We start from the raw sequence: 15,011 nt of genomic DNA, 5'->3' as shown, positions 1-15,011 counted from the left end.
CGCTGAGCGTTTTCCTTTGGAGGCGGGATAGTGAAGCGCTGGCATACGAAGGTCGCGCAGACGCCGCTTCGCTCTAGCTGCTGCCCGCTTCGATCAGAGGGCCGTGCCTCCGCCGAGCGAGGCGGAGACGCGCACGAGGCGTTCGGCGCTCCACCACGATCACAAGGTAGACTCGAGGGTTAGGATGCCTCGCCCCGTCCGCTCGCCAGCACGGACGGCTGCTCTCCGAGACATCCTGCGATCTACCCGCGCGGCTGGGCATGCGGTCAGAGCAGCGACTGTCCACTGCTAAGCTTCGATTCGTTCGTGGACGACGCGTCGCACGATCGTGGACGACGCGTTGCACGGTCGCGCATGACGCGCTGCACGACCTGAGGGGGATAATACTGAGCGACGCCTCCATACGGCCGGGGTTGGCCGTCAGCTACGTCTACCGCGCCGACGGCTGCGGCGGCTTCCGGTCCTGGACCCGCCTCGCCACCTCCGCGATGATCCTCGCGAGGAGGGGATCCAGGATGGTTAACGTTAACACCCGGCCGTGGCCCCATGAGCCTGGCGATTGGCATTCACGGCTGCCGCGGCGCGCAAGCCACCCGCGGGCCGCGAGAGCCGCCTCGCGCGCCGCCCTCCACGCCGTCACCCCTCGCCCGCCGGGTGAACCGCCGCCGCGAGCGCGAGCGCCCATCCCGTGTCGATCCACCGCGTCGCGGCCCGCGGCGTCCCCTCGAGATAGCGCAGCCGGTTGACCCGCTGCTCGTCCAGCCGCCCGCCGTTCTTCCCGACGTCGTCGCGCGCCACGATCGCCCACGAGAGATCGGTCAGCGACACCGTCCGCTCCGCGAAGCCGCCCGGGCCGCCGTCGATGCGCAGCCCGCCGCCGTCGGCCCGGCCGACGATCCTGCAGCGCCTGCCGTCGCGCTCCACGAAGGCGCCCGCGCCGGGGCGCCGGAGCAGCTCCTCCACGAGCGACCGCGCGCGCTCGCGGGCTCCCGCCGGGAGCGACCGGGACGCCCCGCGGCCTGAGCCCAGGGCGCGGTACGCGGTATGGTCGATCCCTGGACAGGCCCAGAGCCCCTCGTCATCGAGGTAACGGGCCACGCCCAGGGTTCGCCAGGTGGGCTCGCCGGGCGGCCGCACGAGCCGGTGGGTGTCAAGATGGTTGTCCGTTGATTCGGTCACATCCTCGTGAGTGCTTGAGCCTCGTGCGTGTGGGGGTTGAGGGTCACGGGGCCGATTGGCGTCCAGTTGCGTGTCTGGCCGGTCCAGCGCCGGGGCGTCCTGCGGCGAGCCCGCTGGTAGAGGGCGTGGCGGGCGGCGAGCAGCGCGCCATCGCGGCCCCGGTGGCGCTCGTCGGGCGTGACGAAGCGGATGCTGCTGTGCAGGTGCTCGCCGTTGTACCAGGCGACGAAGCGCTCGACCCAGTGGCGCGCCTGCTCCACGGTGGCGAACGGTCGGCGTGGGTACTCGGGCCGGTACTTGAGGGTGCGGAAGAGGGCCTCGGCGTAGGGGTTGTCGTCGCTGACGCGAGGGCGGCTGAAGGACGGCACGACACCCAGGCGCTGGAGGGTGGCGAGCATGGTCGAGCCCTTCATCGGGCCGCCGTTATCCGCGTGCAGCACCAGGCAGCCAGAGCCTACGTTCTCGCTGCTGATGGTCTGTTCGACGAGGCGAGAAGCAGCGACCATCGACTCCTCGGCCTCGACCGACCAGCCGACGATCTTGCGGCTGTAGACATCCACGATCAGGTACAGGAAGTAGAACGCGCCGCGCACCGCGCTCTTCAGGTACGTGATGTCCCAGCACCAGACCTGATTGGGCCTTCTGGCGACCAGCTCGCGAGGACGATGGGCGCTTGCCGGTCGAGCCGGATTGCGGTGCGTCAGCAGCCCCTGCTCGCGCAGGACGCGGTAGAAGCTCGACTCCGAAGCCAGATACACGCCGCGGTCGGCCAGGCGCGGCACGATCTGCTTGGGCGAGAGAGGTTGCGGAACTCGGGGCTGTTGGCCGCCTCGACGGTGCGCCGGCGCTCGGCCTCGGTCAGCTTGTGCACCGGGGCGTGGCGCGGTCCGGCACGGCCGTCCTCGCCGCCGGCCTCAGCTCGCCAGCGGGCCACGGTGCGCGCGCTGAGCCCGAGCGCGCGGCAAGCCGCCGCGAGCGTAGCCCCGCCACGGACGGCCTCGCCGATGAGCTCGAGCGTCACCTGTCGGTCTCCGGGTCCGTGTCGTCGTCCCCGTCCCCCCAGATGGCCTGGGCTTTCTTTTGGAGCACCAGGATGGCCGCCGCCTCGGCCAGGGCCTTGTCCTTGCGCCGCAGCTGCCTCTCCAGCTCCCGAACGCGCCGCGACGGGGCCGAGCCATGCCCGGGCTTTGCCGGCCCGCCCAGCGCCTCCAGCGCGGCCTTGCGTCATTCGGCGAGCTGCGCCTCGTGCAGCCCCTCGCGGCGGAGGAACTCGCCCAGCTCCCGCCCCGAGAGCGCGGCCGCCTCCGTCACCGCGCGCAGCTTCTGCTCCGGGGTCCAGTCCTCGGGGCGGCGAGCGGCGGCGAGCGGCGGCGAGCGGCGGCGGGAGGCGGAGGGGCGAGCATCGTCGGACATGGGCGCGAGGCTACGAGCATCGCGAAGCCAGCGCGAGAGCGTCGTCTGATGCACCCCCGTCTCCGCGGACAGCGCCACCGCCGTGGGTCCTCCTGGGGCGAGGAGCCGTTGGACGATCTTTCTTTTGAAGGATTCTGAGTACTCTCTCACCTCAAAGCCTGTCTGCGCTCCCCGAGACCGGTGACCTGATCCTGCGTAAGCGGATCAGATGGGGCGACAACTTCTCTGACACGGGGGGTAGCTCCACGTCGGCGTCGGCGAGCAGCGCGTGGATCGACGCGGATGCTGCCTCGACCTCCGCTGGATCCGCTTCCCAGTCGCCCGCCGCGCTACGCGCGATCTCCCCGCCCCGGATATAGGGCGAGAGCGCCGCCACCTCGCGCTCCACCACGAAGAATCGGAACTCCACCTCGAACACGACCGGCTCGCTCACGAGGACAGGCAGATCCAGCGGCAGCCGCGGATCCGGGTCCACCGCGGCGCCGTCCGCATACACGCGTGCGGCGAAGATCTTCTCGTCGGTCGGCTTGATGAACGCGCCATCGCGGAGGGCCAGGGCATCCTCGAGCGTCGTAAGCCGCACGTCGCGAAGGCGATGGCGCTGCGGCAGCCGCGGCAGCCAGTCGGCAGTCGGTTCGAGCAGCGCGATCATCAGATCGTCCACGATCGCGGCGGCGAGGATCGTCTCGCCGTAGAACACCGGGTTGCGCGCCGCGAGGCCCTCGGGGCAGCGGAACGAGTGGAGGCGCTCGTCACGGAGGGCAGGAACGCGAACACCGTATCGGCGAACTGGGTGAGCCGCTCGCGCATCGCCTCGCCGGCGATTGCGGCGGCGACCCCCTCCGCGCTCGGATAGCGGCTCTCGTCCCCGACCCGGCCGCGCGTGACGAAGCCGAGATCGTCGAGGGAGAGGCCGCTCGACTTCCAGAGATCGTGCGCCTCGATCAGCGCCCTCACGTGCGCGAGCGTCTGAACCGGCCCGCCGATCCCGGCGAACGCGATCAGCTGGAAGAGCTGCGCGACGCTCACCTTCAGCGCTTGCAGGAGCCGGGCGTGCCGGTAGAGCAACGCGAGGTTCTCCTGGGTGAGGAAGAAGCCGCGCGCCGCCTCCGGCGCGTCGGGGCCGAGGTCCGCGCCGAGCGGCGCGGCGAGCTCGCGGATCAGCGCGGCGAGCTGCTCGGCGTCGACCTGCAGCCCCGCCATCAGGCGCGGCAGCGTGGCGTCGTTGCCGGGGGGCGGCGCGGCGTCACGGAAAGCGGAGTGGATGAACGCCACGGCCGGCTTCGGCAGCGGCCCGTCGGCGAGCGTGAACGGCCTGGCGTTGAACAGCCGATCGAACAGCCCGGGCTTGCCCTCGCCGGGCGCGATGTTCGGAATGAGGCTGAAGAGCGTGACGGCCTGCTCCACCTTGAGGTGCAACCGCGCGGTGATCTCCTTGACCGCCGCGAGCGCCTCGAGCGCCGCCTCGTCGAGCGTCGCGGCCAGCCCGGCGGTCATGACGCTGTCGAGCGCGAGGTCCACCTCGGCGAGCGTCCACGGGAGATGGCGGGCGAGGCGCACGAACCGGTGCATCCGGTCCAGGGCCCCGGGGGTGAGGTCGTGCACGCGCTCGACATCGTTCTGCACGCTGTCGGCGCTGCGCTTCGCCTGGACGAAGCGCGGCCGCTCCGCCCCGCGCGCCGTGACGAAGCGGCACGCGCTCAGGATCTCGAGCTCGTCCCGGCGGATGCCGCTGTGCTTCAAGAGCACCTTCGTCTCGATCGGATCGATCTTGCCGGACTGCAACAGCGTGAAATCTGCGCCGTAGACGTGCTCGAGGAAAGAGATCTGCGGCCTCGCGATGAGGATGGTGTCCCGCTGCGGCATCGACAGGCCGAGCGCGGCGGCGGCGCGGACCCCCGCGGGCGAGCCCATCGCGGCGGCGACGCCGGCCCGTGACACGGAGAAATGGCCGAGGTACTGCTCGATGCGGGCGAAGGGCAGGAGGAACGGCTGCCGGAACGAGTCGACCGCGCTGGGCAGGGTGTCGCGGTACACGGCGGTCCTCACCGCGACGCGATCGCTCAGCGCGCTGGCGAAGCCCCGCCGCTGGGCGATGTAGTTCTCGAGGATCTCGTTGATGATGTCGAGCGTGGGGACCTGCGTGTGCGTGTTCTCGCAGGTCAGCGGCAGCGTCCAGAGATCCGGCCGGCGGCTCTTCAGAGCGAGGACATGGGAGGCGCGCGCGCCCGTGAAATAATGCTTCGTGACGTGCTCCTCGATGAACTCCATCAAATCGACGAAGTACGCCGCCGGGCTCAGGATCGACTGGCAGTGCGCGCAGTCGCAGTAGTCCTGCGAGCCGAACAGCTCGGTGAAGCCGTCGAGCTTGCGCAGGTAGTCGAGGGACGACGGGCCGATGTTGCCGACGGCCATGGAATCGAACCCGCCCTTCAGGATGTCGATGACGGCGCCCATCTGGGCGACGGCCGTCCCCGCCACCTCCCGCGCCCTCCTGTGGATGCTGGATGCGCTGTCCCTGTCGAGGCCGGTCTTCTGGGCGAAGGTGTCGAGATCGACGCGGGCGACGGCGGTCGCCGAGCTGTAGCCGGCGCGGAGCAGCGCATCGATCTTCCCGATGTCGCCGGCGAGCGCGTAGACGCGCTGATAGGCCTTGAGCTCCGCGACGACGAACGGCCGGTCCTGCTCGTTGATGTCCGTGAAATTCAGCGCCTTGAGATCATCGCTGTCCGCCGTCAGGTCGAGCGCGAGGAGCTCGAAGCTTGAGCCCCTTCTCTCGCAAGCGACGTACGCTGGTAAGTTTGCGATCCATTTCAAGGATCAATCAACCGTTTTCAACGAACGTCTGCTCGCGGTCGAGCACTGGGGGCGGCTCCGGGACCAGCCAGAGCTCCGTCCCATAGCCGAGATCGAGCTCGACGATCTCCGCTCCTTCGTGCATCGTGATGGCATCGAGCTCGACCGTGCGTCCCGCTTCCTGCAAAGCCTTCAGCCGGCTCATCGTTCCGTATGTGAGGCTTCGGAGCCGCCGCACGAGAATTCTGAAGCCGCTGCTCATGGCCTTTCTTCATCCGGTCACCGCGTTCGCGCCTCGGGTTGCGAGCTCTCCGCGCAAGGAGCACGACTCCGCGACTGAGCAATTTACGATCCGGTTGTCCTGCGCTCGATTTGCATATGCTCCATATTGAACCGCTCGAAATGGGAAAGGATTCTTTCGCGATATTGCCCCCTCTGGGCCGAAAACTTGCGCGGAAAGTCTGGGTCTACATACAGGAACTGCATGGTCTTGCGTTGCCTTACGTTGAAGCAGAGCCCTGTCTCATAGCCAATCCGACCATAGGGGCAGTCCACCGAGCCGAAACGGCAGATCGCGCGTTCGTTCGGAGACTGGCAGAAGCCACGACGTTCCTCGTTCCGGGTGCCTTCCTTCGCGAGAAAATCCTGGAGGAACGCCTCGATGTCGGCCGCTTCGCCGCGCCCGAGCACGCCGGGGCCGCTCCGTGATGTCGCCGGTACGTGGACCTCCGCGTCCGAGCAGATCAAGATGCGTTCGAGCCGGGCGGCGATGTCGAGCCGCCGCACCGGCGCGAGGCAAAGTGACACGCGGCTGGAGATCACGTTTCGAACTTCGAATGTTTCCGACTTCGCACCACAGCGGAGCTCGGCGCGCCCTTTTGCTTCGGGCAGGCGAACGGTGAACCCGTCCGCCGCCAGGAGATCGGGCAAAGCGAGCCAGCTCTCGATCGGTAAACTGTGAATCTCTAGCTCCATGATTCAGCGAGCATTGTAAAGATCATCGAGAAAACACGCCTTGGCTGAGGCTGGATCCACCACAACGACAACAGGCCCATCCACAACCGAACCTGGCGACTCGGGTAGACTCAATTGATAAACTATACTCCAGCGCTTTTTCTTGTCCAATTCGGCCGATATCAGTTTCAGTTCACAGCGTTCCCCTGCCAACTTCGGCTCGGGTCCCATCTGATTGGCAACGAATTCGTTCGCTGCCGCAATTGCATCTTCCTTCGTCATCGGAACCCCACTGCCTCAATGTACTCGATTGCGTGAGCCTGCTCCGCCGGGTTCAATCTACGCCATCTCGATGGGTTTTCGAGCATATCGAACACAAACTGCTCTACGGCGTTCCATCCCTTCATGCGAGGCAGGACGAGGTACGCATCACGCCCAATTCGTCGAAAATGGAGGTAGTGGCTCAGTTCGTGCCACACGGTGTATTCAGTTGGATTGCTGCGAAGCAGCAGCTGAGGCCGTCCCGTCGGGGCAACACGGAACGCTCCCGGCATTCTACTGGGCAGAAGTTCATCGCCAACGAGCAAATTTACACCTCGCTTATTGAGATACCTCCGCAGAGCTTCCAGACGCCGCTCACCATACAGCTTACCACCAAATAGACCCGTTTCACTGATGGCGTCTGCTACCGCCCTCGCCGATCCAGAGCCTCGCCGCGTCGCGATGCGGCCGACGAGCCCGCTGGCTAGATCCACGAGCCCTGCACGGACAGCCTGCAGCCCACGTGCCGCAGCGCTGGCGAGTCTGCGTATCGCCTGCCCGGTCGCCCGCATCGCGCCCTTGAGCGACGCCTTCAGCGCCGCCAGCTCACCCAGGGTCAGGACCGTCAGGACGACATCGAACACCGTGAGCGCCATGAACAATCCCTGCGCCCACGCCCCGCCGTTGATGCTGCCGAACGCCCCCGGGATCCCGCCGGACGCCGCGCCATCGCGCCCGTCGTCGCCGAACTCGAGGTGCCAGTACCCCGCGTAGCGGGTCAGCCGATCCATCACGCTCTCCGGCTGGCCGCGCCCCTGCCCGCCCTGGCCGCTCCCGCCCTGCACGCCGGCCGCTTGCCCTCCCTGCGCGCCGCTGGCCTGCAGCGTCCGCCCGCCCTCGCCGCCGCTCTGCGCCCCGCCGGCTCCATCCCCCAAGACGCTGCCGCTACTCTGGCCCGGCGCACCCCTGGTCGCACCATGGGGGTCAAACGCCCCCCGGCGCGCCAGGGGGCGCGCTGGCGCCGATCTCGCCCCCGGGCACTCCGCCGACCGTCCCGCCCTGCACCCCTCCGTCGACCCCGCCGGGCACGCCGCCCGGCGCCCCTCCAGGCTGCTGGCCCGTGCCGCCCGGCGCCCCTCCGGGAGAGCCGCGCCGGCCGGCTCCTCCCGCGCCGCCATCACGCGAGCCGCCTGCCCCGGCGCCTTGGCCTTCTCCCGCGCCACCCGCCCCGGCGCCCAGGCCCACCCCCGCGCCCGCGCCTGCACCCGCCCCGCGGCCCTGCGTGCCCGCCCCCGCTTGTCCGGTCCCCCCGCCGCCCGCGCCGCGGCCCGAGACGCCCGCGCCGTGGCCGATTCCACCGCGCCCGGTCGATCCCTGCGCCGCCGTACTCCCCTGACCGCTGCCGTCACCCGCATGCACGCCGGCGCCGCCGGTGTCCGTGGCGTCGCCCCGGCCGTTGGAATCCCCAGGCGCGTTGCCCGCGCCCGTGCCCGCTCCGCCGGCGCCGTCCTCGCCGTGCTCGCCGCCCCCGGGCTGGCCTGAGCCGCCCGCCCCGGTCGCCGTGCCGGTCTGCCCGCCGTCGTTGCCCTGGCCAGGCTGCCCCGGCCCCCCCCGCGCCGCCCGCCCCGTCCGGCGTCGGCGGTGCCTGGAACGGCCGGAGGGCCTCGTCGATGCTGTGGAAGATCTCCGCCCTTTCCCGGGCGGATCGCTCATCGAGCCCTCGATCCAGCCCTTCCTGATAGCGCGGATCGTAGATCCAGATCTCCGCCCGCCCCCCCGCCGCCCTGCGCGCGGCCGCGCGGAACGTGGACTCCGACTGGTGCACGGTGACGCCACCCTGCTGGTCAGGCGAGAACAGCCCCGTCCAGCGCCTGCCAGGATCGATCTGCGCGCGGTAGCCCTCCGGCACCGCCGCGGCGAACTGCTCGTAGGTGACGTAACGCGTGCGCAGCCGCTGCCCGGGCCGCTGCGGATCGAGCCCCTCCGGATCGATGAGGTTGACCGGGTTGTTGAGCACGTATTGATAGAGATTGAGCCCACCCCCGGCCCCGATCGGATCCGGCGTCAACCACCGGCAAAGCCATGGAGCGTAATAGCGGAATCCGAAGTAATAGAAGCCGGTCAGGTCGTCGCGCTCCTTGCCGCTGAACCGGTAGTCCCGCCACGAGGCCGCGCGCAGATCGTCGCCCGCCACGAACGCGGTGCCGCCGAAGGGGAAATACTCCTCGTAGGCGATGACGCCGCCCTGCGCGTCGAGATCGAGCCGGGCGGAGCCGAGATGGTTCGCGACCTGATAGACCCAGCGCGGAACGTCGATGTCGTCCGTCTCCCGCCCGGCGCTATCCGCCGTCCAGCGGTGCAGCGAGCGCCACGACTTGGGGTGGAACGAGCGGATCGTGCCGGGGAGCGCGTCGACCTCGACCACGCGCGCCTCGAAGCTGCCCCGGGCGCCTCCGGCGCCCGAAAGCGCGGCGTTGCCGCCGGCCCAGTCGAGCAGCTCGGCGAGCGCCGCGGCCTGGGTGATGTGGAGGTAATCGCCGGTGACGAGCCGGATGCGCGCGCCGCGCGCGAGCGCCGCGAACACGTGGCTCTCCAGGACGTCGAGGCCGCTCTCCTGGACGAAGGCCGAGAAGATGGCCACGTCGGTCGCGCGCGCGAAGACCGGCGCGAGGTGGCGCAGGAAGGGGTCCTCGGCGCCGCCGGTCGCGAGCGGCGGGGGTCTGCCGGCGAGGTAGTTCCCTCGGCCCGGGATGACGTGGCGCACGCCGCCGCGCGGGTCGTCCACGTCGCCGCGGAAGCGCGGGATCACGTGGACGTGCAGGTGCATGACGGTCTGCCCTGCGGCCTCGCCGGCGTTGATCCCGATGTTGTAGCCGTCCGGGTGGAGCTCGGCGTCGAGCTGTCGCTTGACCGTATCGACCAGCTCGAAGATGGCGGCGCGCTCGTCGGCGGTGGCGTCGAACCAGGTGGGGACGAGGCGGCGCGGGACGACGAGCGTGTGGCCGGGGCTGACCGGGAAGCGGTCGCGCAGCGCGAACGCGAGCGCGTTGCTCGCCACCCAGGCGGACTCGGGGGCCTCGAGGAACGGGGACGTCACCGGCAGGCGGATGGTACGCCGGAGCGGGCGCGATGTGGCCTTGGGTTGGTGATCCCAGCCCCGCTGCGTACGCCCGCTCGAGTTTCCCGTGCACCACCTGCTTCATCACCAAGCGCTTCAAGGCAACTCCTCGGCTCCGACGGTGCAGCAGCTCGCCGGCCGCCTGCGCGTCTCGGCTTCGCGACGGCGCTGACAGAAACCCTGGACCTGTGTAGCTTCGTCCATCGTGCCCCCGCTCTCGACAAGCGCCGACTCCCGCGTGCACCTTGTCCGGTCAGGAGAACTCGAGCGATGAGCTCCGCAGCGCACTCGATAACCTCCGAGACGACGCCCGCGCCGGCCGAGGCGACCACCGATCGCCCTGACGCGAACCGCATCGCCCTGCGCGCGTTGCGGTCGCTCCTCGACGCCGCAGCACCGATGGATCTCACCGTCGAGGGGGCGCCCGTCCACGTTGAGGTCGAACGCCTCCCCTCTGCGCCGTGGCCGGCGCGAGGGCTGGAGGGGCTCGACCAGTCCGCGGACGGGCCCTTGCCGCGCGCCGTGCGCCTGCGGTGCACCTGGCCTGGCGGCAGCACCGAGCTGCTCTTCAGCGTGGCCTGGTGGCAGACGAAAGGCGCTTACCGGCACCTCGTGGGCATCAAGATCAACGTCGTGTCGACGAACCGCGAGATCCTGTGGACCACGGTGGCGCTCCGGCTGCGCGATCGTCTGAATGGCGAGGACGTGCCAGTTCCGGCCTCATTCTCGGCGTGGCGCCGAAAGGACGAGGATGCCGAGGAGAAGTTCCGCCAGAGGAGCATGCCCTTGAAGCTCGCCGTCGAGCGCGCCGGATTGCCCCTCGTAACGCCCTGGAACATGGAAGCCTTCTCCATCCGCTTGCCCGACGGCGAGGTCCTCCCCTCGCCCGAGGAGGGCTTTCGACGGCTCGCGCACCTCGCCCTGCTCAAGCTGCCCTTCTTCCTTCGCGACGGCGAGGACGGCATCGAAGGCAAACCTCCGTTCGACCTGGCCGAGCTCGCCGCCGCGAACGGCGAGCGCCAGGGCGGGCCCGCCGCAGGCACGGCCGTCGTGGAGATGGTCGAGCCCGCGCTCAGGCCCTCCGACGACGCCCGGCGCGACGGAGTCTGGTCGATGCCGGGAGGGGTTCGACACTACAAACAGACGCTCGACACGCTCCTCTCGGAGCTGCGCGACCGCCGGCTACCGGAGGCGGATTTCTTCGCGCTGCTGCACGATCGATACGAAGTCACAGGCGAGACGGCGCGGCAAGGCTACACCAATCTGCTCCTCCACCTCGGCCTCGTGAAGCTCTCCGGGGGCCGCCTCGAGCTCACGCCCGAAGGCGAGTCGTATCTGGAGGACCCACAGCCACGGGCTCTCTTCGAGCACCTTCACGCCACGTACACCGGATTCCTGGAGGTGCTCGTCATCGCGAAGGCCCTGGGCCGGATGGACACGTCCAGCGCGAGGAACCTTTTGACGGCGCTCCTGGACAAGCACTGGCGAACAAGCAACCAGGTATCCTTCCGCCGGAACTGGCTCCTCTCGCTCGCGGCCACGGAGCGCCAGGGGGACGGCGACGCGCTGACGGATCTCGGCCGCCAGATCCTCGCCGATCACGCGGCAGAGGAAGCCCGCATCCGGAGTCGGCTGGACGAGCTCCTCGCCGATCGCAGCCTCCTCGGCGACAGCGTCGTGACCGGAGGCGACGTGGACGAAGACCTGGTCACCGCGCCAGGGGCGACCACGCCCGCCCCGCCCGAGCCGGATGCGAGCACGGCGCCGTCGGCCTGGTTCGATGAGACCCTCGACCTGACGGCCGAGCTCGCGGGTCCCTTCGTCTCCGAGCTCGAGCTTCCGGCCGGCCTGCTTGCCCAGGCCTGCGCTGCCCTCTCGGCCGGCAAGCACCTGCTCTTCGTCGGCCCACCCGGCACGGGCAAGACGCAGCTCGCCCAGGCGCTCGCCAAGGCCGCCGCGAGCGACGGCTATTGCACGGGCGCCTTCGTGGCCACGGCGTCGGCCGACTGGACCACGTTCGACACGATCGGCGGCTATGCGCTGCAGCAGAACAGCACGTTGGCCTTCCGGCCCGGGGTATTCCTCCGCGCCGTCGAGCGGTATCAGTGGCTCGTGATTGACGAGCTGAACCGGGCCGACGTCGACCGCGCGTTCGGCGAGCTGATGACCGTCCTGTCGGGACACCCCATCGACACCGCCCTCCTCCGCGAGGACGGCAGGACCATATCGATAGGTTCAAACGAGTCTCATACCTACCGCGTCTCGCCGACGTTCCGGGTGATCGCCACCATGAACACCTGGGACAAGACCTCGCTCTTCCGCCTGTCGTACGCGGTGCAGCGGCGCTTCGCGATGATCCACGTCGACGCCCCCGACGAGGCGACCTACACGCGCCTGCTCGAGGCGCACGCGCGCCGCGAGGGCGTCGCACCGCCGCTACCTGAGGGCGCCATCGGGCAGCTCACGCGGCTGTTCAGCGCATCGGGCCTGCTCGCCCACCGCACGATCGGCCCCGCCGTGGCGCTCGACATGGTGCACTACATGCGCCGCCGACAGGCCTCGGGAGATGGGCTCGCAGAGGCCATGGCCATGTATCTCTTGCCGCAGCTCGAGGGGCTGCCGCAGGAGCCAGCGGCGAAGGTGCTTCGGGTCCTTCTTTCAAGCCTCACGGGCTGGACGTCGTCGGAGGCGGTGTCCCGGCTGCGGCGTCGTTATGAGGAGCTCTTCCCACACCAGACCTTCGGCGACGCATGAGCCATGGATCCTGGGAAACGTTCGTCCGCGCCCATTTCCCGGGCTACCTCTTACCGAGCTCGCGGCTCGAGGCCATCACGGTCGAGGAGGCGGCGCGGTTCCTCTCGCGGATCACGGGGAGGAGCCATGAGCTTGCCTTGCTCCGCGCGGCGAGCACGCTGGCGCCGCGAGTCACCGAGCTGCGCGCCTTCGCCATGGAGCTCCTGCCCGACCTCGCCCGGAACCTGCCTTCCCGGACCGAAGTCACGACGCGCGACTGGCGAGGCGGTTTTCGTGGCCGGCTCGACGTCCGACAGACATCTTATCGGCAGGCCAGCGGAGATCGCTCGCATTACGTGACGCAGGCGCGGGATCCGAGCTTCGCCCTGCCGGAGAACATCCTCGTGCGCGTGGTGACCGAGCGGTTACTCCGGCTGTTGATCGACCTGCGCAAGGCGGAGGTGCTCGCGAAGCATGGGTGGGGCGCCGACGCACAGGGGGCCGAGGGCGAGCTGACGCGAGCCTTGAGCACGACCGCGCTGCGCGAGGTGCCTCCGGAGCCGATCACGCCGCACCACGAGCTCAGCGCGCAGGGAGCGGTGCACCGCGGCTATGGCGCGGCGCTCGCGTGGCACAAAGCGCTGCGGCAGGGCCTTGACGCGACCGACGCGGGCGCCATCGCCGCCATGCTCGCCGAGGGCGCGCTCACACCCATCGAGCAGCACACACGATTCGAGATTGCGGTGGTGATCCGGCTCCTGCAAGCGCTCTGGGACAAGCTGGAGGCGGCGCAGGGGGCGAAGGGAGAGCGCTTCGAGTTCCACCGGTCCCTCGTTCATGCGAAGCGCGACGAAGTGGCGTCGTTCGAGCGAGGCGACGGCGCGCGCGTGCAGGTCTACTACAATCAATGTCACCTCGATCCGGGCCCGCGTGATGCCGGGGCGAAGCACTACATGGGCGGGCATGCCGGGCGCCTGCGGCCCGATATCACCGTGGTGGTCGAGAAGGGTGGACAGCGGCGCGCCGCGGTCATCGAGATCAAGCTCACTGAGGACCCGGGGTACATCCTCCAGGGCTTTCATGAGGCCATCGTATATCGATGGGAGTACGCCGGGTATCTGCGGGGGTGGCCCAAGGCGATCCTCGTGACGTCGGCCGATGTACTGGGGGCGGTGCGGCTGGGGGACGATGTCATCGCGGTGGGGTGGAGTAAGTGGGTGCCGGAGGCGGTGGTGGAGGGGCTCCTGGAGGGGGTATGAGGCAGCACGTGCACTGCTGTGATTGTCCGGCGCTTGACCGAGCTCGCTGCTGGCTGGGTCCTCGTTCGGCCGCGGGGCCGAGGTCCTGAAGCCGCTGCACGGGGCGATGGCAGCTCGCGCGGTCGTGCCCCGAGCGCACCTTCTGGGGACGAAGAGCTCATGTTAGCTTCGTCCACCCCGGATGCTGGACGAATCCATCGCCACGCTTCTCCCATCCTGGCTCGTGCGCCTCGACGCGCCCCCTTCGAGCCGTGACCCTCTGGGCCTGCAAGGGCACGCGATGGCGCAAGCCGATCGGCTCTTGCCGGGTCTCAACGTCTTCACGTCGCGCGCCCGCTACTACACCTTCCTCTGCTGGGCTCTCTCGCGCGCGCAGGCCGAGGCGCCACCGCGCGCGCACCTCGAGCGCGTGTTCCGCCTGGAGCGCCTCCTCGTCCTCTGCGAGGCGCTGCAGCACGAGGACGAGCCTCTCGCGTGCGGTTACATCGGACGTCGGCGCGGCCGCAGCTTCGTCTCCGAGCGCAGGGGCGCGGGGCTGTGGGAGCTGCCGACGCGCATCCTCAAGAACCAGGTATCGAACGGCGCGCTGCGCCTCTACCGCACCTCGCTCGCGAGCTTGTGCCTCGTCGAGGAGGACGACCTCGAAGAGGGGCTCGGTCTGCGCCTCACCGACCGGGGACAGCAGCTCGCGAACCAGCTCGACAGGGTGATCGACGAAGGCGTCGTCAGCTGGGCGCTCGAGGGCGGCACGCAGCAACAGAAGCGGCGCGGCACCCTCCTCGACGCCGGCGCGCGCATGTGCCTGAGCAGCCGCATGGGCGCCTACGAGCGACGTTACCTCGTCGAGGTGAGCACGCGAAGCCTGGCCACGAGGTCGTTCACACACGCCGAACGTGTCCGGTGATAGCGCTCCGCCGAGGCCGCGCCGCGCACCAGCTCCCCGAGCCAGATGGCGTCCTTCTTCGGCTCGAGCTGCGTCGGCTTGTTGCTCGCGGAGCACGCGTGCCGTACAAGATTACACCAGGACTGTATGGCGAACCGACGCCGCGCACGAACGCGCCCGCGCACGAACGCGTGAAGGACGGCGGAGCTTGCAGCATACAGGGGGAGAACCGCCCCTCACTCGCTGGACCGGCGGCTCCAGCAAGGGCGCGTCCACGCCGAGAGATCCAGTGCATGCTCTGCAGACCGTTGATGCAACGGAGTTGGCCGCCTGCTCCTCGTCGGCCCCACCGCGTCCCGCGCCGTCGCCCGCCGACCCGGAGCGACGGACCCCGTGCGCGGCGCGTGGCGGTGAG

At 69.6% G+C, this 15,011-nt stretch carries 11 protein-coding genes and 1 pseudogene; 3 read left to right on the top strand and 9 right to left on the bottom strand.

Annotation, left to right across the window (positions count from 1 at the left end):
* Positions 1–636 precede the first annotated feature (636 nt).
* From WME98_RS18745 to WME98_RS18705, 9 genes and pseudogenes are all read right to left on the bottom strand, one after another.
* Positions 637–1,179 (bottom strand): hypothetical protein, encoded by a 543-nt coding sequence (locus WME98_RS18745; RefSeq protein ID WP_437952517.1) that lies wholly within the window; start codon positions 1,177–1,179, stop codon positions 637–639.
* Positions 1,176–2,742 (bottom strand): annotated as a pseudogene (locus WME98_RS18740) (IS3 family transposase). Before WME98_RS18740 ends, WME98_RS18745 begins: the two are co-directional and overlap by 4 nt.
* Before the next feature lies 1 nt (position 2,743).
* On the bottom strand, positions 2,744–3,292 hold the full coding sequence (locus tag WME98_RS18735) for an ATP-grasp domain-containing protein (RefSeq protein ID WP_437952516.1): 549 nt from the start codon (positions 3,290–3,292) through the stop codon (positions 2,744–2,746).
* Positions 3,244–5,409 (bottom strand): hypothetical protein, encoded by a 2,166-nt coding sequence (locus WME98_RS18730; protein ID WP_437952515.1) that lies wholly within the window; start codon positions 5,407–5,409, stop codon positions 3,244–3,246. The genes WME98_RS18735 and WME98_RS18730 overlap by 49 nt, the downstream gene beginning before the upstream one ends.
* A gap of 7 nt (positions 5,410–5,416) precedes the next feature.
* On the bottom strand, positions 5,417–5,650 hold the full coding sequence (locus WME98_RS18725) for a hypothetical protein (protein WP_437952514.1): 234 nt from the start codon (positions 5,648–5,650) through the stop codon (positions 5,417–5,419).
* 83 nt (positions 5,651–5,733) lie between these two features.
* Positions 5,734–6,363 (bottom strand): hypothetical protein, encoded by a 630-nt coding sequence (locus WME98_RS18720; protein ID WP_437952513.1) that lies wholly within the window; start codon positions 6,361–6,363, stop codon positions 5,734–5,736.
* Between the two features lie 3 nt (positions 6,364–6,366).
* On the bottom strand, positions 6,367–6,624 hold the full coding sequence (locus tag WME98_RS18715; protein ID WP_437952512.1) for a hypothetical protein: 258 nt from the start codon (positions 6,622–6,624) through the stop codon (positions 6,367–6,369).
* Positions 6,621–7,538 carry a zincin-like metallopeptidase toxin domain-containing protein gene (locus WME98_RS18710; protein ID WP_437952511.1) on the bottom strand — a complete coding sequence of 306 codons (918 nt, stop codon included), beginning with the start codon at positions 7,536–7,538 and terminating at the stop codon, positions 6,621–6,623. The genes WME98_RS18715 and WME98_RS18710 overlap by 4 nt, the downstream gene beginning before the upstream one ends.
* 470 nt (positions 7,539–8,008) lie before the next feature.
* On the bottom strand, positions 8,009–9,700 hold the full coding sequence (locus tag WME98_RS18705) for an RHS repeat-associated core domain-containing protein (RefSeq protein ID WP_437952510.1): 1,692 nt from the start codon (positions 9,698–9,700) through the stop codon (positions 8,009–8,011).
* A gap of 291 nt (positions 9,701–9,991) precedes the next feature.
* Here WME98_RS18705 and WME98_RS18700 point away from each other — a divergent pair, with 291 nt between their 5' ends.
* The 3 genes from WME98_RS18700 (at position 9,992) to WME98_RS18690 (ending at position 14,617) form a co-directional block, all read left to right on the top strand.
* On the top strand, positions 9,992–12,475 hold the full coding sequence (locus tag WME98_RS18700) for an AAA family ATPase (RefSeq protein ID WP_437952509.1): 2,484 nt from the start codon (positions 9,992–9,994) through the stop codon (positions 12,473–12,475).
* A complete protein-coding gene (locus WME98_RS18695; protein ID WP_437952508.1) occupies positions 12,472–13,713 on the top strand; it encodes a hypothetical protein in 1,242 nt (413 codons plus the stop codon). Before WME98_RS18700 ends, WME98_RS18695 begins: the two co-directional genes overlap by 4 nt.
* 280 nt (positions 13,714–13,993) lie before the next feature.
* Positions 13,994–14,617 (top strand): hypothetical protein, encoded by a 624-nt coding sequence (locus tag WME98_RS18690; protein ID WP_437952507.1) that lies wholly within the window; start codon positions 13,994–13,996, stop codon positions 14,615–14,617.
* Positions 14,618–15,011: the final 394 nt, after the last annotated feature.

The sequence above is a fragment of the Sorangium sp. So ce296 genome (genome assembly GCF_051529605.1).
GTDB lineage: Bacteria > Myxococcota_A > Polyangia > Polyangiales > Polyangiaceae > Sorangium > Sorangium cellulosum_D.
Note: the sequence above shows the minus strand (reverse complement) of the source record. Positions and strands in the feature narration are given on the sequence as shown.